Origin of the sequence: Colwellia sp. BRX10-1, assembly GCF_014077545.1 — a bacterium.
In the GTDB taxonomy this organism is placed as follows: domain Bacteria; phylum Pseudomonadota; class Gammaproteobacteria; order Enterobacterales; family Alteromonadaceae; genus Colwellia_A.
Map to the genome: position 1 here is coordinate 59,039 of NZ_JACGWC010000011.1, position 24,758 is coordinate 83,796.

Sequence of the window (24,758 nt, forward strand, 5' to 3'; positions counted from 1 at the left end):
ATTATAATGTTCATTAATCTCATCATGCACGAAAAACAAAACCTTGTCCCGCCACCGTATGAATAAGCTTACTTTCATTGATGGTATCGACTTGTTGTCTCAATTTAAACAAATGGACTTTCAAACTATCACTGTCTGGTTGTTCATTACCCCAAACAGCTTGTAACAGTTGTCTTTTTGAAACAACCTCAGGTGATTTTCGCATCAATACTTCAAGGATTTTCCAACCTGTTGGTGACAATTGTAACGTACGTTGTTGCCGTTTTAATGTTTTAGCGCCAAAATCAGCGTCAAGACCGAACAGTGATAATCGGTTTGTTTGACCACTGCGGCGATTTGCTAACACCTGAATACGGGCAATCAGCTCTTGCATTTCAAACGGTTTAACCAAGTAATCATCTGATCCTGCCGCAAAGCCAGCCAGTTTATCATCTAAGGTATCTCGAGCGGTCAACATCAAAATCGCTGTACTATTTCCTTGCTCGCGCATTTTTTTGCAGACGGTTAAACCGTCCATGCGCGGCATATTCACATCGAGGATCATCACATCAAAGTGGTGATTACTGAGTAATGCTAAGCCAGCAATACCGTTAGCTGCGTGATCACAGGTTATGCCTTCTAATTCAAGATAATCAATAATTGTTGTCGCTAAATCAAGATCATCTTCAACTAACAGTACATGAACTAGCATCGACTGATCTTAAAGAAACTGGCATATAAAACAGGTACAACCGCTAAGGTTAAAATTGTGCCAACGCCTAAGCCGAATGCTAATACGGTTGCCATACCATAAAACATTGACATTGGGTCTATCAATAACGGTAATAACCCCATAATAGTGGTAACGGTTGTCATCGTTATTGGGCGTAACCGTGTTAAACACGAATTAACAATGGCTTGATAGTCACTTTGCCCTGTGGCTCGTTCAATTTCAATTCGGTCAATTAAGACAATCGCATTATTAATAATAATACCTGCCAAACTATAAATACCTAAGGTGACCATAAATCCAAAAGGCGCATTCATGACTAATAAACCAACAACCGTCCCTATCAGTGATAAGGGAATAGTCAGCACAATAATTGACGCTCGGCGGAATGAATTAAATTGCATAACCAATAAAATTAGCACCAAACCAATAACCATCGGCATACTAGCCCCAAGAGCTTGTTGCGCTTCTTTAGACTGGACAATAACACCGTCGTATTCAATTAAATGGTTAACGGGTAAATCTTTTTTTAATGCTTGAATATCGCCGTCAATAACCCCCTTTAGATCTTCCGCTGTCATTTGGGTATTACTGGCTTCAATCGTGATAGTGGTAAACATGTTCTCACGTTGAATTTTTGCATACTGATTAACTGGAATAAAGTCTGCCACTTGAAATAAGGGCACTGATGATCCAGTTTGATTAGAAAATATTGAAACGGTACGCAGCCTATCTAGATTAAAACGCTCTTCTTCTTCTGCGCGAAACACCACGGGAATAATATCATCGCCATCACGATATTCAGTAACATTAGCGCCGCTAAAGTAGCCTTGTAAGGCGGTAGCTACGTCAGAAGAGGTAACACCGGCTCGACGGGCACGATGTTGATCAATTTTAACTTGCATCTTAACAATACGATTTTCCCAATCGGTACGCACATTTTTAGTATGAGGGACCGCTTGTAAAACGCTCATGATTTCTTTAGCTTTTTCATATAAAATGTCTTTATCAGGACCTTTTACTTGAATACTTATTGTGCTTGAATCTGAAGGGCCCGCAAACATCCGCTTAACGCGTCCAGACACATTGGGGAAGTTTTCAATAATACCGTTATGTAATTTATTAACAAAAGTATTAATTTTTGTCTCATCTTTAACATTAATGACGACAAACCCTTTATTATTAGCGGGATCTTCTGGATTAAGTGTTAATACAAAACGCGGTCCGTTAAAACCAGAATACCCCGAATAGTTACTGATCTCAGGAAAACTCGTCTTATCATCTAACCAAGTAAACACCTCTTGCATTTGACGATTAGTTTCTCTTGCCGAAGTCCCATTAGGTAGGTCAATGTACATCATCACCTGAGTTCGGTCAGAGTCAGGAAAGAATTGTTTTTTTAGTAAGCCAAAGCCACTTAAAGATACGATTAAGGTGACGACCATCAAGGTCATAAAAATGGCTTTATGTGCTAAAACCCAATGAAGAAATTTTTCATATATTTGATAGAATTTCGTTGAATTTTCAGTGGGTTTATCTGTTGTTGCCGACCCCTTATTTTCAGCTTTGATAAAGAAATAACAAAGCGTTGGAGTAACACATAAAGCTAAAACCCAACTGGTCATCAACGTTATCAGTATAACCAGGGAAACTGAGCGGGTGAATTCACCCGCCACATGCTCGGCAAGCATTAAGGGTAAGAAAAATAAAATCGTGGTTACCGATGAACTGAGTAATGGCATGGCAAGTTCTTTACCGCCCTGGCACATGGCATCAAAGCGGTCTATACCTTGTTCAATTCTTCGTTTAAAGTCTTCAGCGATAACAATGCCATTATCAACCAATAAACCCAAGGCAATGATAAGTGTTGCTAAGCTCATTTTCTCTAACGTCATACCAGAGAACTTCATAATAGCTAATGTGGTTAGCATCACAAAAGGTACAATTGAGCCAACAATTAAACCGGTACGTAAACCTAAAAAGTAAATAACAACCAATAATACAATCACCAGTGTTTGTATTACATTGATTGAGACCCCTTCAATAGATTTCTGTACTTGATCCGCTTGATAAGTTGCAATATTGATTTTGTAACCAATCGGTAAAGTATTTTCAATATTGGTGACCATATTTTTAACTCTTGGCGCATATTCCAATAAGTTATATTTTTGCAGCATGGAAACCCCAAACATAATAGCGGGCTCGCCATTAAAGTAGGCAGGTTTATCTGGCGGATCAATAAAGCCTCGGCGCAGGCTAACAATATCTTTTAACGCGATGGTATCGTCAGTCCCGGTGATCCTAATATGAGTATTACCTATTTCTTCCAGTGAAGAAAAATTACCCGTTGGCTCAACCACGATGGAACGTAAACCCGTATCGATTTGTCCACCTGGACTAATAATATTTTGATTTTGTAGTTCACTAATAATGCTACGCGGTGAAATACCCAATTGAGCGAGTTTAGCTGTTTTTACTTCAAGGTATATTCGCTCAGCTTGAACGCCGATAATATCAACCTTTTTAGTACCGGCAACACTGTATAAATTGTCACGAATATGTTTAGAAATATCATACATTTCACCTAAGTCAAAACCGTCAGCGGTTAAGGCTAAAGTGACAACAGATACGTCACCAAATGAGTCATTAACAAAAGGAGGACTAGTCCCTTCTGGCAAATTCAATTGCGCTTGTTTAACTTTATTACGTAAGTCTTGCCAAATATTATCTAAATTAAAATAGCGATCGTAAATTTCAACATGAATGACCGATTGTCCCGTCATTGAGGTCGATGTAAGTTTTTCAACTTCAGGAATTTTTCTAATTTCTTTTTCAATGGCACGCGTGATTAATTGTTCAACACGTTCGGGGGCCATGCCTGGGTATGAAGTGGTAACAATGGCTTTACGTATAGTTATTGTTGGGTTTTCTTGTGCTGGTAAGGTTAAATAAGCAAAAACACCGTTGATCAATAATAAGGCAAGTACCATTAAAATGGACTTTCGGTAGGTAAAAGCAATTTTAGTTAAATTCATAAAAGTCTCTAAATTTCAAGTTATACGGGAACGTGATTAATTAAAACGCTTTACATGCTTATCAAGCAACCGAACCGACTGGCCATCACGTAAAAACGAGACACCGGCAATCGCAATAATTTCTCCTGACGATAAGCCAGCAGAAACCAAGACTTCATTGTTTAAAATACTTTCTGTTTGCACCATACGTTTTTGTAAAATTTGTTGTTCAACGTTATAAACAAATACATACGACTTTTGTCCTTCATCTGCTGCCAGTGCTGCAATAGGGAGACGAAAAGCTTTACCTTGATAACCCGTTCGTCCAATACCTTGAAAGGTAAAGTCAACTTCGGCTGTCATGCCTGCTCGCAAATTTTTTGTTTCAGAATTAATAAGAATAGTCACCGGAAATGCATTAGCTGTAGCGGCGCGCGAACTAATTTCTGCGATTGTGCCTTTACTGTTTAAGCCGGGAAACGCGGGATAATGAATATCAATTTCGCTTCCTTTAGATAAATCTCTGATCATCGTTTCGGGGACCATGACTTGCACCTCTAAACCATCGTCACCTTCAATTTGAAAAATGGCTTGGCCCGGAGAAATTTGCATAGAAGGTTCGCTAAGACGTTTCGTTATTTTACCATTGTAAGGGGCCGTTAATATTGAATCACTTAAATCTTTATTGGCGATATCAAGTTGAGTTTTAGCAATGTTTACGGCACTGCTTGCTGACTCAAAAGCTGCTTTGGCATTATCAAAGCCAGACTTTGACACTAAACCTTTGGCTGATAACTCGGCGTAACGTTTATATTCATTTTCAGTTTCAGATAGTGCGGCATAGCTTTTTTGTAGGTTTGCTTGTGCTGATTGACGACTCAAATTAAAGTTTCGTTGGTCTAAACGCGCTAGGGCATCGCCTCGCTTAACTTCATCACCGAGTTTTACTTTTATCCATTGTATTTTTCCACCAACCTCAAAACTTAAATTAGCTTCTTCAACCGGGTAAATAGTGCCAGACAAACGACGCACTTGGTCAAATGAGGTTTGCTGAACTTCTTGCCATGCAATAGGACGAATAACTTCTTCAAAAGGCTGCTCTTCTTTACCACACCCTGAGAGTACCGTGATAATAGAAAAAGCTAATAAAAATAAACGCATACAAAACTCCATGAAAAAAACTGCAATAATAAGGCTATTATAGCGGCTTTACAGTTAACGACCGGTTAATTATCAATACTGTTAAATAATTGCTCTGCTAACGCTTTTAATGTCTCTGGATCTGGATTTGATTGAGCAAAAGTGCGTAAACCATAAATCCCCATGATTAAAAATTGCGCTAAGTGTTCACTCTTTTTATTTAATGATAATTCTTTCGCTGCTTGTGCTTGCAAAAACTTATCAGCTAGCGCTTGTTGCCATTGTAAAACATTGTCGGCAATAACGGCTTGTACTTCTTGATCTTCTTCTGTTGACTCGTAAAGGGTTTTAATAAATAAGCAGCCTTTCGCGGGATCACCGCTGACACATTCATTGACCATATGGTCTAAATATTTTTTTAATTGTGCAAGAATGGTTTCGTCACTTAAAAAAAACTGTGAAAATTCGGCATTACGGTCAGCTTTATACTGGGCGATAGCGGCTAACAGTAAACCGCGTTTATTCTCAAATGCACAATAAATTGAACCTGGATGTAAACCTGTCACTTTTTTTAAATCAGGCATACTTGTCTTGCTATAGCCTTTTTCCATAAATAAGCTCATCGCTGCTCTTAGCACTTTTTCTCGGTCGAACTCAGCATTTCTCATGATCACCACTTTTCATTTATCTACTAGATAACGACATGATACTTAATTTTGAACAATCATTCAAAAATAATACTTGAATGATTGTTCAAATAACGTTATCTTGAACGAATATTCAAGAAAGAAATCAATTAATAGAGATAATTAATGACTGATAATTTATTCCAACCTTATGCACTAAATGACACCATCACTTTAAATAACCGTATATTAATGGCGCCATTAACCCGCTGTATGGCCGATGATAACTTAGTGCCTACGGTAGCAATGGCCGAATATTATGGCCGCAGAGCAGAAGCCGGTTTAATCATTTCTGAAGCAACGATAATCCGTCCTGATGGTCAAGGTAATCCAAATACACCGGGCTTATTTACCCAAGAACAAGTCAATGCTTGGAAATTTGTCACCAAGACAGTTCACGATAAGGGCGGTAAAATATTTGCTCAACTTTGGCACACCGGCCGAGTTGCTCATCCTCACTTCTTTGAGCACAATAATAATGGCTCTAGTGACGTTTTAGCGCCATCGGCAGTAGGTGTTGAAGGCACAGTACCGAGAATGCGTGATTTAAACTATCAAGTGCCAAGAGCTGTTACTCATCAAGAGATTGAGCAGTTAATAGCAGACTTTGCTCAAGCGGCAAAAAATGCTATCGAAGCAGGTTTTGACGGTGTCGAGATTCATGGTGCTAACGGCTATTTAATTGACCAGTTCCTTCATTACGACAGCAACCGTCGCACCGATGAATACGGCGAAACACCAGAAAACATGACACGTTTTCCGTTAGCGGTTGTTGATGCGGTTATTGCCAGCATTGGTAAAGATAGAACGGCATTAAGAATAAGCCCAGGTGCCTATTTCTTCATGTCTGGGGATGCAAGAGACCGCCAAGTATTTGATCACTTACTGACTGAACTTGAACAGCGTGATCTGGCATTTTTACACTTAGGTATTTTTGATGATTCTATGGTCTTTGATTATTTAGATGGCCAAGCATCAAGTTATATCCGCGCCAACTACACTAAAACATTAGTGGGTGTAGGCAGTTATACTCCAGATACTGCCAGTAATGCCATTGCCGATAATAAGTTTGACTTAGTCGCAATCGGACGACCTTTTATTGCTAATGCTGATTACGTCGCTAAAGTGCGAGTGGGTGAAGATTTGGTTGAATATAATGCCGAAATGTTAACAAGCTTAATTTAAAGAATAGCTAAGCGAAGCATAACTTGCTTCGCTTTTTTTAGTCGCTTACCCTAAATTTAAATCGCTAAAAAATGTCCGTAATAAAGCCGTGCTCCAACCAGTGACTCTAGCTCTGCACTGCTAGGAAAAGTAGCCCACTTTTTAGCATTTTCTTCAACCGCTGCTTCATCTAACCAAACTAATTGCCAACAAATTTCTTCATCATTATCGGTCTTACTTAATATACGATGTGATATTAAGACGGCTCTTTCCTTGTTCATTTCTTCAAACAATAACTGACTTAATTCAATCACTCTTTGTTGATTTTCTTTACTAACAGAAAATACGGCAACCTCATAACAATATGACATGTAAACTCTCACTAGGTGATCAATCAATGACTTCACTTGGTATATCCATCAATGATGATTATAATCTCGAATAATTTTTCAAATATACAACGAGCTAAGATTAATTACTATGGATCTATTTTTACTTAAAAAAATTATTAGCGCGCTGATCATGCCGTTAAGTATCGTCATACTATTATTGGTATTAGCTATTATTTTTTATCAATATAAAAAGAGATTCAGTTATAGCTGCTTAATCTTGGCGACCTTATTATTAACGCTAGGTTCATTAGGTCCGGTTGCTAATCTAGTTATGGCGCCGCTAGAAAGCCAATACTCCGCGTTCACACGTTCAAGTAAACCTGTTGATTATATTATCATTTTAGGCTGCAAGCACACCACAGATGCTCAATTACCAGCGACTAGCGAATTAGGTGTTTGTTCGTTGCAACGACTCGTTGAAGCGATGCGTATCCTGCGTATTCACCCTGAAGCGCACTTAATTACCTCAGGTTATGCCGGCAATGACGAAACAAGTAATGCCGAGAAGGTTAAGCAAGCCGCGATGCTGTTGGGTGTTGCTGAGAGAAAAATAATTGTTGAGGGATTTGCGCAAGATACCGAAGAAGAAGCACAATTAATGGCGCCAAGGGTCAGTGGAAAAAACGTTGTCTTAGTAACTAATTCTGACCACATGCCGCGTGCAATTAAGTACTTCCAACTAGAAGGTATTAACCCCATCGCCGCCCCCGCAGGTAAATGGACCAAAGGAATGAATGACGAAAAATATTGGCAAGATTATATCCCTAAGCCAAAAAATTTAGAACAAACAACTCATGCCTGGTATGAGAGCATAGGCCGCGTGGTTCAGTGGTTAAAGAGCTAGTAGCGGCTTATATTACGCATGACGGTTTCAGTATTTGGGCTTTGTATTCTCGCCGTCATACTGAACTCGTTTCAGTATCTGGTCTTTGTGCTATCAAATACGAGATCCTGAAATAAATTCAGCATGACGGTTTCTGTATCTGCTCTTTGTGCCATGAAATACGAGATCCTGAAATAAATTCAGCATGACGGTTTCTGTATCTGCTCTTTGTGCTATGAAATACGAGATCCTGAAATAAATTCAGGATGACGGATGGGGGCTCATATGACGCTTGAGGTGCATTCAGTATCTGGGCTTTATGTTCTTCGCCCGTCATGCTGAACTCGTTTCAGTATCTGGTCTTTGTATTCTCCGCCGCCATACTGATACTGAAATAAATTCAGGATGACGGAAGGGGGGTCATATGACGGATGGAGAGTCATATGACGTTCGGGGGTTCATATGTCGAATGGGGTGCATTCTGGATGACGTAGGGTTTAATCATTACGGCTGGGTATATTCTCTACGCAGGGTTATCAATATCAATAAAAACTGTCGGTATTGATAATTCTTTTTCAAGATGTTTTGCCAACGCTTTAGCGCCATAACGCTCGGTTGCATGATGGCCAGCAGCAAAAAAATGAATATCCATTTCTGTTGCAACATGGGTCGTTTGCTCTGAAATTTCGCCACTAATAAATGCGTCAATGCCCTGCTCTGCAGCAAGCTCGATATAATTTTGTCCGCCACCACTGCACCAAGCAACTGTTTTTATTTTTTTATTAGACGGTGGTGTAATATGCAAGCAATTTCTCGATAGTTGCTGGGAGATACGTGTACTCAGTTCATCACCTGAAATATGATGTGAGAACTCACCACGTACAGCGACACTTAAAGGATTGCCAACTTCTAGAGGTTGGACATTATTTATTTCAAATAATTGAGCAAGCTGAGCGTTATTTCCTAATACCGGATGAATATCAAGCGGCAAATGGTAGGCAAATAAACTTATATTGTGATCAAGCAGCGCCTTAATTCGTTGATATTTCATGCCACGAATAACATAAGATTCATTTTTCCAAAAAAAACCATGGTGTACCACTAAAGCATCTGCTTTTTCATCAATAGCTCTGGCAATTAACGCTTGTGTTGCGGTTACGCCCGTGACAATTTTATGGATTTGATCACTACCCTGAACTTGTAAACCATTAGGACAAAAGTCTTTAATTTGTTCAGGCTTTAGCAAGGCATTTAGGTGCTGCTCTAAATCATTACGATGGATCATTACTGTATTCTCTTTGTTAGGAACTTAAAAGTTAGTTAATTTTATGTGATGAATTCATACTAGGCACTTCTACCTGTTTAAACTTCGGCCTTATCGCCCATTTAGGCTTAATAGGTGTTAACGGGTGGACACGTTTTTTGGCCACTAAGACATAGATAGACCCTAAGTTAGGTAAGAAGTCACTGGCAATTTTTTGCCAAAGTTGAACAATTTTACCTTGGCTTAAACGTCCCGATAAAGAAGAATAAATAACTTTTTCATCAACTAATATTTCATAGCCCATTAAATGCAGCCAATCTTTCACTCGCATTGCCGAAAAAAAACGTTCGTTCCACGGAGTGTTATGTTTACGATAAGGAATAAATTTATTAAGTCCCGCTAAACTAAAAGGGTTAAAACCAGTAATAACTAAGTAACCATTAGGGATCAATACTCGGTTTGCTTCTCGCACTACATGGTGAGGGTCAAGTGAAAATTCTAAGGCGTGACTAAGTAAACAAACATCAATGCTATGTTCTAAAAAGGGTAAATCATCTACATCAGCAATAATATCGCCGGTTTGTTTTCGCTCGACTAAATTTATTTGATGTTTAATTGTACAGCCTGAGCTGTCAATATGACCACTGAGTGCACCAATTTTTAATAGATGATAACCAAAAAATTTTGGCCACCACGGCGCTAACACTTGTTCAATTTCTTTAACAATGACCTCGCCGTTTGGTAAAGCTTGCCAAGATTTTGGGTAATGGGGTTGTCGATAGCCCAAAGCAGGTTTCATCAGTTAGATACGCCTTTTTAGTTCGTTTACGGGTATACTACTTACTTTACCTTCATTGAGGACGATTTAACGTGCAAAGTCAAACACTAAAGCCAATTTTGATTACGGCAATCCCCGCTTTTACCGACAATTATTTTTGGGCAATAACCTCTCATGAAGTAAACGTGACCGATAATAAAACGCTAAAACCCGTTGCTCTGGTCGATCCCGGAGATGCTAAACCTTGCATTACTTATTTAGAGGAAAATAATTTACAGCTATGCGCTATTTTAATCACCCATCATCATGCTGATCATACCGGTGGTGTTGCTGAGTTAAAGAGCTACTGTAAAAATAAGAACTGGCCACTTACTGTTTACGCGCCTGAAAATGAAAAGATAACCAATGTTGATGTACGGGTAGTCGCTAAGCAAATAATCGAAATTCCTGCGCTTGAAACTTCTTTTGAAGTCATTGATCTCGCTGGGCACACCTTAGATCATATCGGTTATTACACTGGTGATGCTGTTTTTTGTGGTGATACTTTATTCTCAGGCGGCTGTGGGCGGATATTTGAAGGGTCACCAAAACAGATGTTGAGCGCTTTAACCCGTTTAACCGACTTACCCGATCGAACACATGTTTACTGCGCGCACGAATACACTTTAGCCAATTTAAAGTTTGCTTTAGCGGTTGAGCCAAATAACGCTGAACTCGTTCACTATTACAATCAAGTAGTAGAACGACGAGCAAAAAATATTCCCACCATCCCTAGTTCTATTTTACTTGAGAAAAAAATCAATCCGTTTTTACGTTGCCAACAACAAGAAATCATCGAAAGCGCTGTTGATTATAGTGGTAAAAACTCAATAAATACCTTAGCAACTTTCACCGTTATTAGGCAGTGGAAGAATGAATTCTAAGCCGAGAACACTTTGACTAATGTATTAGCCACGCTTGAATAAGCAGGCTAAATAAGTGAAACTAACCTTAAGTAAAATAATATAGTGCCTACATGAAATTTATCTTAAAAACATCAAACAAATCACCTGCTAAAAAATATACTTTTGCAAAAGCTCTACCGCTATCATTTTCTGTTGCTTTCTCTGTCATGCTAATGGGTTGTCAAGCGACGTCAGTGCAAAATAGTGATGGCGCTCAAGCAACAGATATTGACCAACGGATGATCGCTAGCACTGCTGAAATTAATCAGGCGATATTAGCCGATGAAAACATTGACATTATTCATCCGGTTGCGGATGTAGAATTTACCTTAACTGACCCAGAAATTGTTGATGATATTTATGTATCCGATGATATCTGGCAACGTATTCGCACTAAATTTACCTTTGAAATTCCAGAAGATAAACGCCTTACGCAGCAACGCAATTGGTTTGTAAAACATCCTGAATATCTTGACCGCGTAGCAAAACGTGCTGAGCCCTTTATTTTTTATATTGTGCAAGAACTTGAAAAAAATGATATGCCGCTAGAAATAGCGCTTTTACCTATAGTTGAAAGTGCTTTTGATCCCTTTGCATACTCTCATGGTCGTGCTTCAGGTATGTGGCAATTTGTTCCAGGAACCGGCAAGCGATTCAATATGAAGCAGAACTGGTGGTATGACGGACGCCGTGATGTCATTGCATCAACACAAGGTGCGATTCAATATTTAAAATATTTAAACAAATTTTTTGATGGCGACTGGTTATTAGCACTCGCTGCGTATAATTCTGGTGAAGGTCGCGTAAAACGCGCAATGAAGAAAAATGCTCGTAAGAATTTACCAACAGATTTTTGGTCTTTAGATTTACCCAGAGAAACTAGAGCTTACGTACCAAAATTACTTGCGTTGGCCGATGTAATAAAACGTCCTGAAGATTTCAATATTAAACTTTACGAAATTGAAAACAAGAGTCAGATCACCAATATTGATATAGGATCGCAGTTAGATTTAGCAAAAGCGGCTAAGTTAGCTGATTTATCTTTGGCTGAACTACAGCGCTTAAATCCTGGATTTAATCGTTGGGCAACTGACCCTGATGGCCCTCACAGTTTATTGATACCAAACCATAAAGTCGCTAATTTTGTGAAGAAGCTTGCTGAACTTCCCCAAGAAGATCGTTTAGCATGGCAACGTTATAAAATTAAAGAAGGTGATAACTTAGGTGAAATTGCCCATAAATTTAATACTGATATCAAGTTAATTAAACAGGTTAATAATATTAGAGGCACACAAATTCGTGCGGGCAAACATTTATTAATTCCTGTAGCGACGCAGTCGCTCGACAGTTATGTTTTTTCTCAAAAGCAACGGACGGCGACAACTAAAAACCGTCAACGAAGTGGAGAGAAAACAACACACCTTGTCGTAGCAGGCGATACTTTATGGGATATAGGACAAACCTATAAGGTCAGTAGCCGAAGTATTGCAAAATGGAACGGTATGGCGCCACGCGATGTTTTAAAACTTGGCCAGAAACTGGTTATTTGGCAGAAAAGCGCTGTGGTTAAAGACAATTTAGCCAGCACAACGTCTTACCAGCCGCCAGAGCAGGCAATCATGCGAAATATCACCTACAAGGTAAGACGTGGTGATTCTTTCGCACGTATTGCCAATAAATTTAGGGTCTCAATTAGTGATATTGAACGCTGGAACAGTTTAAATCGCAAAAAATATTTACAACCTGGTCAAATGATAAAATTGTCGGTTGATGTGACTAACAATATTTAATCAATAACATTTGATGGTTAATAAAACGCTATTGACTGCAGTCTTTAGCGTTTTTTTACATTAAAAATGGCTATTTATAACCATATATAAGTTATTCAGCAAAATAGCACTTGATAATATTTTTATAGCTGTCACAGTGGCCCTATCGTATAAACGATTAATTTTATACGTACCTCAAAATTTGTTAATAATTTAAAGGAGTAGCGCTTCAATGTGTTCGATCTTTGGTATATTAGATATAAAAACAGGTGCAGACGCTCTTCGTCCGAAAGCCCTAGAATATTCTCGTTTATTACGTCACCGTGGTCCTGATTGGTCCGGTATTTACAGCAGCGAACATGCTATTTTAGTGCATGAACGTTTATCAATTGTTGATACTGAGCATGGTGCTCAACCATTATATAACGAAGACAAAACAAACATTCTCGCTGTAAATGGTGAAATTTATAACCATAAAGCCCTAGCAGGAAACTTAACGGTAGATTACCAATTTCAAACTGGCTCAGATTGTGAAATTATTCTGCCACTATATAAAGAATTTGGCGTCGAATTTATTGATAAACTTCAAGGCATGTTTGCTTTTTGTTTATACAACGAAACTGATAACTCTTACCTTATAGCACGCGATCATATCGGTATTATCCCACTTTACACTGGCTATGATGAAGACGGTAACTTTTATGTTGCCTCTGAAATGAAAGCATTGATGCCTATTTGTAAAACAGTGAGTGAGTTTCCTCCTGGCCATATTCTTGACAGTCGTGTTGGCAAATTACAAAAGTATTATAAACGTAACTGGCAACAATATTCTGCGATTAAAGATAATACCACCAGTAAAACAAAAATTCGTGAAGCGCTAGAAGAGTCGGTTAAAAGTCATTTAATGACTGATGTACCTTATGGTGTTTTATTATCGGGTGGTTTAGATTCATCGCTAATATCGGCTATAACGCAAAAATTTGCCGCTCGCCGTATTGAAGATAATGACTTAGCTGAAGCTTGGTGGCCAAAGGTTCACTCCTTTGCTTGTGGTCTTGAAGGCTCACCAGATTTAATTGCCGCGAAAACAGTAGCAGACAGCATAGGCACTATTCATCACAGCGTGGTGTTTACTGAGCAAGAAGGTATAGATGCCTTACAAGAAGTTATCTATCACTTAGAGACTTATGACGTCACCACTATTCGAGCTTCTACCCCTATGTACTTAATGGCGCGTAAAATTAAAGCCATGGGTATAAAAATGGTACTTTCAGGTGAAGGCGCTGATGAAATTTTTGGTGGTTACTTATATTTCCATAAGGCGCCTAACGCACAAGAGTTTCATGAAGAACTTAACCGCAAGTTAGACAGATTACATAAGTTTGATTGCTTACGTGCCAATAAATCTATGTCAGCTTGGGGTATTGAAGCCCGAGTGCCATTTTTAGATAAAAACTTTATGGATGTTGCCATGCGCATCAACCCAGAAGATAAAATGTGTGGCAATGGAAAAATGGAAAAAGCGATTTTACGTGAGTCGTTTGAAGGTTATTTGCCTAAAGAGATCTTGTGGCGTCAAAAAGAGCAGTTTTCTGATGGCGTTGGTTATTCTTGGATTGACGGCTTAAAAGCGCATGTTGAGTCTCAAGTGACCGATCAGCAACTTGCAACGGCTAACTTTAAATTTCCAGTGAATACACCAGACAGTAAAGAAGCCTACTTTTATCGTACTGTTTTTGAAGATAAGTTTCCACTTTCCTCAGCAGCCGACTGTGTTATTGGTGGTAAATCTGTTGCCTGTAGTACTGAAGAAGCATTAGCATGGGATGAAAGTTTTCAAAATAATGCTGACCCTTCAGGTCGAGCGGTAATGAGTGTTCATAACGATAGTTACTAGCATTTATCCTTAAAATATTATAAAACCGATAAGTCTGACTTATTGGTTTTTTTTTCAATTTTTTATCTCATCAAAATAATAATATTAATTTGAATACATAGAATTATAATTGTGTAGAATAACCAATAAGATAAAAATGATATAAATAGTACTAACAGGAAAATATTTTGACCAAGCAAATCGACCATAACATGCCGAGTATCACGCCTGATAAAGATCAGGTCGAGGCATTCAAAAATACTCGAACTTATTCTCCCGCTTCAGCTAATTCGGTTGATAATACATCACCTCAGCCTAAAATAGTAAAGCCACATAAAACACCTAGTTCACCACCAATAAAAATAGCTAAAGCGGCTATTATTTTTATCTATTTATTTATTGCGGGTGCTGGCTATTGGCTTTATCAAGAAAATATTAAAACAAATGCCATTATAGCTTCAGCAGAGCAACGTATTGCCGACTTAGAGCACCAACTTTCCGCTACAGGCGAAGAAATGGGTGAATCTGCAGTAGAGATGAAAGTACGCATAGAAACACTCGGCAAGACCAGTGATAAACTGTGGGAAGAAATGGACAAGCTCTGGGCTTCTGCTTGGCGAAGAAACCAATCTGAAATTAAGACTTTACAAAAAGACAATAAATTATTGACTGACTTATCGGTAACTCAAGGTAAAACACTTGTGGCAACAAACGCCACAGTAAACGAGGTCAATAATAAGCAAGTAGCTACTGAGTTCTCAATAGACGCGCTAAAAGAAAAGTTGACTGAAAATATTAAAAATTTATCGCTGGAGTTATCCGCTATAGAGTCAAACTCTCAACGTCGTGATAAACAGCAAATAGCCCTGGCGAGCCGTGTTACTCAACTCAGTGAGCAGAATAAAAAATTATTATTAAAAGTTGAAAGTTTAGAAGCACTAAGCAACATACCTGCGAGAACAGCACCTCCTTTCGTTGAAGGTTCTTAGCACCGTAAAAATAAGCAAGAGTAGGTTAATGACTATTTAATAACCTACTCTTACCTACCCCTTGTCGACTAAAATCTAAACTGACTCTCTAGCTCGCTTACACCTAAGCCACTGCATTTTTTAACTTTTATTTGCACAGGAATACGTTCTTTAAGCGTATCTACATGACTTATGACACCAATCATTTTGCCACTAGCATTTAAACTGTCTAACGCATCAAGTGCCACTTCGAGTGTATCGTTATCAAGTGTGCCAAAACCTTCATCAAGAAAAAGAGAGTCGATACTGGTTTTGGCGCTGACCAAATCAGACAAAGCTAACGCCAACGCCAAACTCACTAAAAAACTCTCACCGCCAGAAAGTGTTTTGGTGTCCCGTACGCTATCTGCTTGCCATGTATCAAGGACTTCAAGGGTTAATGCCTCCGATTGTTGGCACTTAAGTTGATAACGAGCATGTAAGCGCTCGAGCTGTTGATTCGCTAAATAAACGAGATGAGCGAGCGTTAATCCTTGAGCAAACTTTCTAAATTTCGCGCCATCTGCCGAACCAATTAAGCCATTTAAATGGGCTAAATCATCGACATCTTTTTGTAAAGCCGTTATTTTTTCAAGTAAACCTTGTTGTTGTTGGCGTTGAATGTCGTCTTGTTTTAATGTTTGCCCTAATTGTCCTAGTTGTATCTGCGCTTGTTTCAATTGCTCTTTACATGCTGCCAATTTTTCCGTGATCGCCAAGGTGCTAAAATCAGTAACACCTGCTTGTTGAATCGCAGCTTGCTCAAAAGTCAATTGTTGAAGTTGTTGCTGATATTGTTCAAGTAGTGTTTGTGAACGCTGTTTTTCAAGGGTAATACTGTCTGACACTTGCTGAAACACATCTTGTTTATCAGGGGGTAATAACGCATTGATAAAATCAACTTCTTGCGAAAAATCACTTTTAGATAAGGCGTTTTGCCACGCTGAAGTCAATAATTCAACTTCTTCATTAAGCTGTGTTAATTGCTGTTCAGCGCTTTTTAAAAGACCTTGTTGGTGTTGGTGCGTTTGCATGCATTGCTGAAAAGTTTGTTGTAATTTATCAAGCTCATCAGCTACCGCATTACGCTTAGTGGTGATATCCGCTCTGACTTGGCTAATGGTTTTTTCTTCAAAAAGAGTAAAGCGTTGCTGTTGAGCTTGTTTAAGTTCACTAATCACTTGCCCGTGAGTTTGACTAACTTGCGCGTGGTCGTCATTGAGGCCATTGTGGTGTATTTGTGCAACAGCCAACTGTTGCTTTAACCCTGTAATGACCTGCAAGAACTGTTCTTGTTGTTGCAACGTCAGTTGATAGTGTTTTACTTGTTCGCTTATTTCAGTAAACCAAGTAGAAAAAATTTCATTACTGGTTAGCGTTTCAGTGTTTTCGTTAAACAACGCTGCAAATGATACGCTACTTTGCTCGGTATTTACCTGCTTGGCGATGGCGGTAATATCGGCTTTAAAAGCAGTAAGCCCTTCGGCCTTAATTTTTTGCTTTTGTGTGAGAAGAACCGTTAATTGTTGCAAACTTATTTGGACATTTTCTTGATTATTTATCAGCAGTAAAGCTTGGTTTTCAAGCGTTGATTTATCTTTTTCAGCAGCGACTAATTGCTGCTGGCACTGCTGTAAATGTTGTTCAGCCTTTTGAAGCCTAACGTTTGTGTTAACAAAATTTTCTAGCTTATTTTCTCGCTCGCCAATAAAAGACTCAATAAAGGCCAAATCTGCTATTGGACAATCTAGATCGAGTGGCTGTGCTTTTGAGTGCCATTGACTGAATAAAACTTGTTGCTCTGTTAATTTTTCTTCTTGTTGTTTATCGGCAACGCCAAGTTCCGCCTTAAGCTGAGCTTGTATTTCTGCTTGAGCCTTGCCTTGCTGCTCTAATTGTTTTAATTGTTGCGTTAACTGATCAAACCTTTGCTGGTACTCAGACGATTCCCCCTCGGCTAATGATGAATATTCGTCAATAGCCGGATGCTCATTTGAACCACATAATGGACACGCTTGCTCGGGCTGAAGATTTTTACGATGTTCATTTAACGATAAAATAGTTTTTTGTTGATCGACAATAAGCATGACATCATCACGCCTTATCTGCACTTGTCGATATTGGTTTCTTAATTCAAGTACTTGTTCAGAAACGCGTTGATATTGCTGTTTTTTTTCTGCGTTATCGGCACTAGCATTAGCGACTTCGTTTGATAAAAAGTTAAAGCGACGAGCGCTTTCAAGGGCAGTTATTTGCTCAGCAATTTGCCCCTGTCGTTGTTGTATCTTGTTTTGTAAAGCTGATCGGTCATTCATCGACACTTGCGCTAGGACGTCGGTTATTTCTTGTTGATATTGTTCAAATCGCTCAATAAGACCATCTTGCACACTTTGCTGTTTATTGATCAAATTTTGCTGGGTTTCTTGTTGAACATTTAATTGTTGACGTTGTAAATGTAAGCTTTTTTGGTCACTCAGGATTTGCTGCACTTCATCTTCAGTGAGCGATAAATATTGATACTGACTTTGCCATAATGGCAGCTTCTCGGGCAAAAGTTTCAATATCTGATTATTGCTAATAAAGCCTTCATTTTTAATAAACTGTACTTGATGTTGTTCTTGCTCGTTAGCTAACTTGTCACAATTATTTTTTGATAATTGTTGAGCACTAGCTAACTCAACTAATTTATTGGCTGATTCTTCTTTTTGTTTAACCCAATGAAAGATTTTGTTATCCAGGGGGATCACTTCTTCAATGATCAGATTTTCAATGCGTTGATCGGCTAAATATTGAATGCCCTGCTCTTTCGTTAAGGCTTCATAGGCTTGCTGAGCGATAGTTGTTTGCTGTTCGATATTTTTACAACTAATTAAAAGTTCATTGTTACTGACCACTAATGATTTTTGTAATTGTATTTTTTGCTGATATTGCTCGAAAACAGGTCGCAATTTCTCAGCCGGCTTAGCTAAAGCCAATAAGCGTAAGTCATCTTCGGCGTCGCGCTCTTTTTGTGCTACACACTCAAGTTGGTTGTTAACCACATTAATACTGTTATGGTTTTCAAGCGACTTTTGTTGCCAAAGATGTGCTTTTTGCCACAAATCATGTTCAGTGGCCACTCGTTGTTCATCATCACCAAGCGTTGCAAGTTGTTGAGTCAACGAGGTTAATTCTTCTGCCGATAATATAACGGTACCTTGACTCTGTGCTTGTAATATTTTTAAGTCGTTACTGGCATTTTTATGGTTCAGATAGACTTGCTGTGAAACCTGCCCATAAATTTCAGTACCGGTTAACTCTTCTAAAAGTTCAGCTCGTTCGTTGCTGGGGGCATTTAAAAAAGCGGCAAACTGTCCCTGTGAAAGCATCATAGATTTGGTAAAACGAGAAAAATCTAAACCGGTTAAACTGGCTATTTCATTGCGCACTTGCGAGACTTTTGTTGCTATTATTTGATCATTCTGTGCTGTCGACATTGAAATCTCGGCAAGTTCCGCAATCGGTTTCTGTAAATTCCCTTCAACACTATTTTTAGCGCGTCGTTGACTCCAAAAAGCTCGATAAGCTTTACCTTTTACTTCAAATTCAACTTCAGCTAAACAACTCGCCGTATGGCGGGTCATTAATTGGTTTTGCTTATCTGAAATATTTAGACGGGGTGTTTGATGGTAAAGCGCCAAGCAAATAGCATCTAATATGGTGGTTTTTCCAGCGCCTGTTGGTCCTGTAATGGCGAACAAGCCACTATTGTCAAAAGGTACTTGGCTAAAATCAATTTTCCACGCACCTTTAAGTGAGTTGATATTTTCAAATCGTAAACTTAATATTCTCACTTAATTTCACCTGCAACTTGAGATTTTTCACTGTGTTTTTCGCCTGTGGTATTTTGCTGTTGCACTTGCTCTAGCGTTTGCGCAAACATTTTTTCAAGTCGATCTTTTTGGCTTATCTCTGTATCTGTTTGCCAATTTTCTTGCTGTAATCGCGTTGAGAACACCTCGGCTAAAGATAATTCATTTAAGGTAATTTTCTTTTGGCTTTCTGGCATCGACTGCCTAGATGTTTTACTGCGTCGCACCAACAAGACCTCTACCGGTAGTTCTTTGACAAGCGCTTCAATGCGAGGGGTTAAATCTTGTAAATATTCAGCACTGTTAATCTCAATATCAAGCCAAATTTTTTGTTCTTTCTCTAATGAGGTCTTCGAACTATTGAGCTCGCTAACCAGCTTATTGATATCATCACTGAGCTGTTCTAATTTACTTTTTACCATCAATAAAGGTTGAAAACAGGGAATATCTTGTTCAATAACCTGACTCAGTTTTGCTTGTTCAAATTCTGCGATTAAGACTTTTTTAGTTTGACTTGCTTCATCAAAGCTTAAGGCTATTGGCGATCCGCAATAACGAATATGCTCAGATTTAGCAACCCGTTGACTGCGATGGATATGGCCAAGCGCTATGTAATCGGCTTGCGGAAAAGCATTGGCAGGGAAAGCTTCCAAGGTGCCAATATAAATATCGCGCACCGACTCACTACTGGTCACACCAACGGTGGTTAGATGCCCAGTGGCAATAACCGGTAATTTTTTTTCATCATTTACTGAAGAAATAACTTCTGCTTGGGTAAATAGTGTTTGATAGTGTTCACTAATCGCTTGCTGCAATGACTGTTGTTTATCTTTAACAGATTGCCCCGCACTGCTGCTAATAATATCGCGCGGGCGGATAAAAGGAATAGCACACAATATCGCCCCTGGTTGACCTTGTTTATTGTTAAGCGTAATGACTTGCTGATTTATCTTATCGCTAACACTGGTGATCACCTGACATGATAGATGTGACAATAACTGCTTCGACTCACCAAGCATGGCAACAGAGTCATGGTTACCGGCCAGAATGATTAATTGGCAGTTTTTTTCATGCATATTAACAATAAAATCAAAATACATTTCTCGGGCATAGCTAGGTGGCGTGCCGGTATCAAAAATATCACCCGCAACAATCACTGCATCAATGTCATGTTCACTAACTTGTGTGAGTAACCAATTTAAAAAATTTTGATGCTCTGCAGCACGACTTTTACCGTAAAAATTTTGGCCTAGATGCCAGTCAGAAGTATGGAGAATACGAAATTTCATAAAGTTATCTTAAGGTTTTAAACCTAGGTGTGAGTTATTTTTCATGGGTTTTTATGGTTTTTTTCTTACCGACAAAGCGAGTATAAAGTTGCTGGTGAGCTAGCTTTGAAAAAGTATCGGTGCGTGTATCATAAGCCTTTATCCAATCGATTAGCATGGCTAAATTATCATCCTGAGCTTGCTTTGATGGATATTTATGCGCTTCCCACGGACGATTTTCAGCATGGGTAATGCATGTATTAATCGTTATATCTAAGTAGATAATTTCGTTAGCAAACGCTTTCTTGTTAACGTTGTCATGGTCTACTGCATTATTATTAATCAGTAGCTCTAGTAAGTCACTGTAGCATCCTTCTATTACCCAATTTTCATGTTGTTGAGTAAATGTGTCAATTGCAATGGCTGAATCTGACAGGCATTTTCTTTGCGGTGGAGATGTTGCCAGCCAGGCGAGCGTATCAAGATCTAAATGTGCTAAGCCTTGTTTTGCCGCTATTTTTTTAGCTAAAGTCGACTTACCTGCTGCAGCATTGCCAAAAATAAGGATTTTTTGCAAGTAGCTCACCTTTTGTCATATTATTATCAAAGGTAGTGTACCTGAACCGATGATAAAAAATTAGCGTTTTAATGCAAAAAAACAAGTTGATAGCGTTTATCCTTACTAACAACTAGCCATGATTTAAATGCGAATAAAGCTTAAGATTATAGGCTTAGGCAATAACAAAGGTTATCTGCTTAACTTGATTCGTAGCAAACAAGTGCCTGAATAAAAAGAGCGGTACTCTCGTATCGCCCTTTATCGACTTGCTTAAATATGACTACTTAAATGACTAAAAGCGATACGAAGCATTTAAGAAAAAGCTACGTCCATATAAATCATATCCCGATGAAGTCACCATGTTGCCACGGTTCGAGCCAGCAGTTAAATCCACTAACTCTGGCGCTTTATCAAAGACATTTTTCATACCTGCTGTCACTAAAAAGTCATCACCGGTATAAGTGACTGATGTATTAACATAAACCGCACTATCGGCAGAACAAACAGGTACCGTTTGCGGCTTACCAACTAAGTCTTCATTTTTAATAAAGACATCACATTTAGCCGTATCTCTGACATCATCAGCTGATTGAGTACCCGACATATAATTTGCCATGATCATCCAGTTCCATTCATCCATTGAAAAATTCAAGGTTGACACTAAACGATGCTCTGGCGTACCAAAATCTTCTAACAAGTCCTCAGATGATTCGCCTTTGAATATAGTGACTTCTCGTTCAGTTTGTAAGGTATATTGGTTGTCCCATGTCATTCTTACATTATCAAAGTTAGTCACGAACCGTGTATTAACATCAACACCTTTCGAGGTCTCTTCACCAATATTAATAAACGAGGTATCAATTAAATTTGGAAAATTAATCACGGGTGCATTACCACTGTTTCTTGAAATACGAGGGCAAAATGAGCTTTCCATATTAGGAGAATCAAAACAACGCTTTAAAATAGTCGCCGCACTAATTGTTCGAATAGTATCTTCAACCACTAAGCTGAAGTAAGTAACCCCAAAGTTAAACTCGTAATCCCCTTCAAACACCGGTGTCCACTTAAATGTTGCCGTAAAATTTTCTGATGTTTCAGGTTTTAGGTCTTTAGCATTACCGCTTGAAGAGGTTGGGATACTGGGTACGCCACTCAAACCAATTTGAGTAAAGTCAGCACCTTGAGCACTACAGTTATCTAAAATTGTTTGTGAGCGATTTTCTTTAGAGGGATCATATTGGCTATTTGTCGTTAAAGATTCAGAGACCATACAAGGATCAGCACTACCACTTACACCTCCAAATTGGTTAGCAAGAAATTGCTCTCGTAAATTTGGTGCTCGAAAAGAGGTACCATACGAGGTGCTAAATAGTAAAGTTTCAGAAGGCTTGTAGGTAACACGTGCACGATTGGTTAATTCACTGCCAAAGTTAGACTCATCGGTATAACGAAGTGCCGCTTCAACTTCAAATAAATTTGCCCAGTTTTGATCGACCGCAATCGGTAATGATATCTCCGCAAAAACATCACTCACATCACGAGAGCCAACGGTTGCTCCTTCTGTTAAAGGATTCTCTGCCGCGACTAACCCTGTTGAACCTAGCATATCACCCGCAGAATCTATGCGATCTTTTCTGTACTCAAGTCCCATGGCAACGGTTGCAGCCGCACCTTTTTCAAAGTCAAAGACGTCACCGGTAACAAAACCTGAGAGCATTGATTGCTGAACAGTTGTTGTATTAATACGCGTACCGATTAAAAAGTCTTTTTCTGCTTGTGTAGCGAATGTACCGCCACCGTAGCTGCCGCCATTAAAGATAGATTCTGCAAAAAAGTCGACAGGAACACATTCATTGGCAGTAATAAAACCAATACCAGCTGGGGCATTAATTCCACAAATAGGGTTACCGGCATTGTCTAGACGCAATGTCCCTAAACTTAATGCTAGGTTAGTTTCATTCATTACGGGTTGAGTTTGATCACCAACACCGCGGTCGTATGAAACAAACACCTCATAACTCCAGCCCTTATTAGATAGCCAGTCACTGGTAAAGTCACCACGTAAACCAGTAACAAAGCGGAAGTGATTTAATTCAACCTCTCGTTTTTGTGGTAAGTCTTCTAAAGTCATGATGTGAGAAACATCATAATCTGGAAATGGGTTTAGTGGGTTATCAACTAAATTTAATGAGCCATCGGGGTTAGTGACTAAATTACCATTAGCATCTTCATGGGGGATATTAGCAGCTATTGTTGGATAAATTTGTTCAGTAGAAGCTAAGCTGGTTAGGTTACGATGGAAATAATAACCTTCGTAAAATATTTCTTCATCACCACCAAAAAAATCAGGTGAGTAGCTACCATTTACCGCCAGAGTAAAACGAGTTACTGGTTGAATTAAATCGGCTTCCATACGGTCAACAGCATCAGAATGTGCCGGTGAGTATATACGGCGGTTAAATTGATCTGAACTGGTAATATCAATGTTAGGATCATTTGGAATGGGTAAACCAAAAGCCGAACTAAAACCCGGAATACCAACATCAGATGAGCCAGGGGTGGTAAAAAAACCAATACCTGATGGATGCGGATAGGTCATCACTGGCGCGTTTGGATCATCAGCATTGTAACCGGTAATATCTAAGATAGAATTATCCCAAAAGCGGCTTGAGCACACCGAGGTTCTTTTGCCGTTGTCGTCTTCAAATATTTTACGAATACAATCGGTACGGTCTTTTACGGCGATGCGATCGCGCTCATAATAAGATGCAGAGAGGGTGAATTTTGATTTTTTACCTTCAAAACCAGTAATAAATGAGAAATCTTTTGTAGCGCCCCCACCGTGTTGCGTATCAGAAATATTTGCTGAAACTTCAAAACCATCAAAACTTTCTTTGAGAATAATATTAATAACACCCGCAACAGCATCGGCGCCGTAGATAGATGAAGCTCCTTCGGTGATCACTTCAATACGCTGCACCATATTAACCGGGATCAAACTTAAATCAGGTTGTGATGGAGCACCTCGCACACCTGATGAGCCCAATCGTCGACCATTAATAAGAATAAGAGTTCGCTCTGGGCCTAAACCACGTAAACCAACATTAGATGAACCGACACCACCACTTGGCGGTGCCTCTGATGCATTAGAGCCACCAGAGTTAGAGTTATATGAACCATCAAATTGTTGACCATTTGCCATTGATGTATTTTGTAATAAATCAGCGACTGTTCTAACGCCAGCTTTCATTGCATCTTCAGCCGTGATGACATGGATAGGTGAAGCATTTGAAAATTCTGCTTTTTTTAAGCGTGAACCCGTAACGGAAATTCGTTCAACTTCTTTTTCTGCGCCAACTTCTTCAGCAAAAACAGGCATTGATAACATTGAAGTAGATACACCAGCAAGCAGTGCGTATTTGATAGCTTTCGCTATTGGGGATGCTTTTGTCATAATATTATCCTTTAGTTAATTATATTTATTTTTATAATTATTCAGCTAATTCCTTAACAC

The 24,758-nt window shown here is 38.9% G+C and carries 17 protein-coding genes; 6 read left to right on the top strand and 11 right to left on the bottom strand.

The window, feature by feature from the left end; all coding sequences use genetic code 11:
* Nucleotides 1-22 precede the first annotated feature (22 nt).
* The 4 genes from H4J75_RS10950 to H4J75_RS10965 form a co-directional block, all read right to left on the bottom strand.
* Nucleotides 23-691 carry a response regulator transcription factor gene (locus H4J75_RS10950; RefSeq protein WP_182222141.1) on the bottom strand — a complete coding sequence of 223 codons (669 nt, stop codon included), beginning with the start codon at nucleotides 689-691 and terminating at the stop codon, nucleotides 23-25.
* Entirely contained in the window at nucleotides 685-3,744 is a 3,060-nt protein-coding gene (locus H4J75_RS10955) for an efflux RND transporter permease subunit (protein WP_182222142.1), read from the bottom strand. Before H4J75_RS10955 ends, H4J75_RS10950 begins: the two co-directional genes overlap by 7 nt.
* A 36-nt stretch (nucleotides 3,745-3,780) precedes the next feature.
* A complete protein-coding gene (locus tag H4J75_RS10960; RefSeq protein WP_157471051.1) occupies nucleotides 3,781-4,884 on the bottom strand; it encodes an efflux RND transporter periplasmic adaptor subunit in 1,104 nt (367 codons plus the stop codon).
* 65 nt (nucleotides 4,885-4,949) lie between these two features.
* The gene (locus H4J75_RS10965) at nucleotides 4,950-5,531 is read right to left on the bottom strand and encodes a TetR/AcrR family transcriptional regulator (RefSeq protein WP_070376693.1); all 582 of its coding nucleotides are present in this window, start codon (nucleotides 5,529-5,531) and stop codon (nucleotides 4,950-4,952) included.
* Nucleotides 5,532-5,675: 144 nt separating this feature from the next.
* Here H4J75_RS10965 and H4J75_RS10970 point away from each other — a divergent pair, with 144 nt between their 5' ends.
* Nucleotides 5,676-6,734 (top strand): alkene reductase, encoded by a 1,059-nt coding sequence (locus H4J75_RS10970; protein ID WP_182222143.1) that lies wholly within the window; start codon nucleotides 5,676-5,678, stop codon nucleotides 6,732-6,734.
* A 56-nt stretch (nucleotides 6,735-6,790) separates the two neighbouring features.
* On the opposite strand, the gene H4J75_RS10975 is transcribed toward H4J75_RS10970, so the two are convergent.
* Complete coding sequence (locus tag H4J75_RS10975; protein ID WP_182222144.1) at nucleotides 6,791-7,084, bottom strand: hypothetical protein; 294 nt, start codon at nucleotides 7,082-7,084, stop codon at nucleotides 6,791-6,793.
* Nucleotides 7,085-7,193: 109 nt separating this feature from the next.
* On the opposite strand from H4J75_RS10975, the gene H4J75_RS10980 reads away from it, so the two are divergent.
* Complete coding sequence (locus H4J75_RS10980; protein WP_182222145.1) at nucleotides 7,194-7,949, top strand: ElyC/SanA/YdcF family protein; 756 nt, start codon at nucleotides 7,194-7,196, stop codon at nucleotides 7,947-7,949.
* Nucleotides 7,950-8,451: 502 nt separating this feature from the next.
* Here H4J75_RS10980 and H4J75_RS10985 read toward each other — a convergent pair.
* A complete protein-coding gene (locus H4J75_RS10985) occupies nucleotides 8,452-9,213 on the bottom strand; it encodes a Nif3-like dinuclear metal center hexameric protein (RefSeq protein WP_220465294.1) in 762 nt (253 codons plus the stop codon).
* A 31-nt stretch (nucleotides 9,214-9,244) separates the two neighbouring features.
* Entirely contained in the window at nucleotides 9,245-9,991 is a 747-nt protein-coding gene (locus H4J75_RS10990) for a class I SAM-dependent methyltransferase (RefSeq protein ID WP_182222146.1), read from the bottom strand.
* A 71-nt stretch (nucleotides 9,992-10,062) separates the two neighbouring features.
* Between H4J75_RS10990 and gloB the strand changes: the two genes are divergently transcribed.
* The 4 genes from gloB to H4J75_RS11010 all read left to right on the top strand — a co-directional run bounded on the left by gloB (nucleotide 10,063) and on the right by H4J75_RS11010 (nucleotide 15,548).
* Nucleotides 10,063-10,893: a hydroxyacylglutathione hydrolase gene (gloB, locus tag H4J75_RS10995; RefSeq protein ID WP_310733526.1), complete on the top strand. Its 831-nt coding sequence runs from the start codon at nucleotides 10,063-10,065 to the stop codon at nucleotides 10,891-10,893.
* 92 nt (nucleotides 10,894-10,985) lie between these two features.
* A complete protein-coding gene (locus H4J75_RS11000) occupies nucleotides 10,986-12,704 on the top strand; it encodes a LysM peptidoglycan-binding domain-containing protein (RefSeq protein ID WP_182222147.1) in 1,719 nt (572 codons plus the stop codon).
* A gap of 211 nt (nucleotides 12,705-12,915) precedes the next feature.
* Nucleotides 12,916-14,580, top strand: a complete 1,665-nt coding sequence (gene asnB, locus H4J75_RS11005) for an asparagine synthase B (RefSeq protein ID WP_182222148.1) — start codon at nucleotides 12,916-12,918, stop codon at nucleotides 14,578-14,580.
* Between the two features lie 167 nt (nucleotides 14,581-14,747).
* Complete coding sequence (locus tag H4J75_RS11010) at nucleotides 14,748-15,548, top strand: hypothetical protein (protein WP_182222149.1); 801 nt, start codon at nucleotides 14,748-14,750, stop codon at nucleotides 15,546-15,548.
* A gap of 68 nt (nucleotides 15,549-15,616) precedes the next feature.
* Here H4J75_RS11010 and H4J75_RS20400 read toward each other — a convergent pair whose 3' ends face one another.
* The 4 genes from H4J75_RS20400 to H4J75_RS11030 all read right to left on the bottom strand — a co-directional run bounded on the left by H4J75_RS20400 (nucleotide 15,617) and on the right by H4J75_RS11030 (nucleotide 24,698).
* Complete coding sequence (locus tag H4J75_RS20400) at nucleotides 15,617-19,399, bottom strand: AAA family ATPase (protein ID WP_182222150.1); 3,783 nt, start codon at nucleotides 19,397-19,399, stop codon at nucleotides 15,617-15,619.
* On the bottom strand, nucleotides 19,396-20,706 hold the full coding sequence (sbcD, locus tag H4J75_RS11020; protein WP_182214321.1) for an exonuclease subunit SbcD: 1,311 nt from the start codon (nucleotides 20,704-20,706) through the stop codon (nucleotides 19,396-19,398). The genes H4J75_RS20400 and sbcD overlap by 4 nt, the downstream gene beginning before the upstream one ends.
* Nucleotides 20,707-20,740: 34 nt before the next feature.
* On the bottom strand, nucleotides 20,741-21,262 hold the full coding sequence (locus H4J75_RS11025; RefSeq protein WP_182214319.1) for a shikimate kinase: 522 nt from the start codon (nucleotides 21,260-21,262) through the stop codon (nucleotides 20,741-20,743).
* A 274-nt stretch (nucleotides 21,263-21,536) separates the two neighbouring features.
* Nucleotides 21,537-24,698 carry a TonB-dependent siderophore receptor gene (locus H4J75_RS11030; protein WP_182222151.1) on the bottom strand — a complete coding sequence of 1,054 codons (3,162 nt, stop codon included), beginning with the start codon at nucleotides 24,696-24,698 and terminating at the stop codon, nucleotides 21,537-21,539.
* Nucleotides 24,699-24,758 lie beyond the last annotated feature (60 nt).

Excerpts from the sequence above, each read along its gene's own strand:
- H4J75_RS10950 (WP_182222141.1), bottom strand. The coding sequence starts at position 691 with ATGCTAGTTCATGTACTGTTAGTTGAAGATGATCTTGATTTAGCGACA.
- H4J75_RS10955 (WP_182222142.1), bottom strand. The coding sequence starts at position 3,744 with ATGAATTTAACTAAAATTGCTTTTACCTACCGAAAGTCCATTTTAATG.
- H4J75_RS10960 (WP_157471051.1), bottom strand. The coding sequence starts at position 4,884 with ATGCGTTTATTTTTATTAGCTTTTTCTATTATCACGGTACTCTCAGGG.
- H4J75_RS10965 (WP_070376693.1), bottom strand. The coding sequence starts at position 5,531 with ATGAGAAATGCTGAGTTCGACCGAGAAAAAGTGCTAAGAGCAGCGATG.
- H4J75_RS10970 (WP_182222143.1), top strand. The coding sequence starts at position 5,676 with ATGACTGATAATTTATTCCAACCTTATGCACTAAATGACACCATCACT.
- H4J75_RS10975 (WP_182222144.1), bottom strand. The coding sequence starts at position 7,084 with ATGTCATATTGTTATGAGGTTGCCGTATTTTCTGTTAGTAAAGAAAAT.
- H4J75_RS10980 (WP_182222145.1), top strand. The coding sequence starts at position 7,194 with ATGGATCTATTTTTACTTAAAAAAATTATTAGCGCGCTGATCATGCCG.
- H4J75_RS10985 (WP_220465294.1), bottom strand. The coding sequence starts at position 9,213 with ATGATCCATCGTAATGATTTAGAGCAGCACCTAAATGCCTTGCTAAAG.
- H4J75_RS10990 (WP_182222146.1), bottom strand. The coding sequence starts at position 9,991 with ATGAAACCTGCTTTGGGCTATCGACAACCCCATTACCCAAAATCTTGG.
- H4J75_RS11000 (WP_182222147.1), top strand. The coding sequence starts at position 10,986 with ATGAAATTTATCTTAAAAACATCAAACAAATCACCTGCTAAAAAATAT.
- asnB (WP_182222148.1), top strand. The coding sequence starts at position 12,916 with ATGTGTTCGATCTTTGGTATATTAGATATAAAAACAGGTGCAGACGCT.
- sbcD (WP_182214321.1), bottom strand. The coding sequence starts at position 20,706 with ATGAAATTTCGTATTCTCCATACTTCTGACTGGCATCTAGGCCAAAAT.
- H4J75_RS11030 (WP_182222151.1), bottom strand. The coding sequence starts at position 24,698 with ATGACAAAAGCATCCCCAATAGCGAAAGCTATCAAATACGCACTGCTT.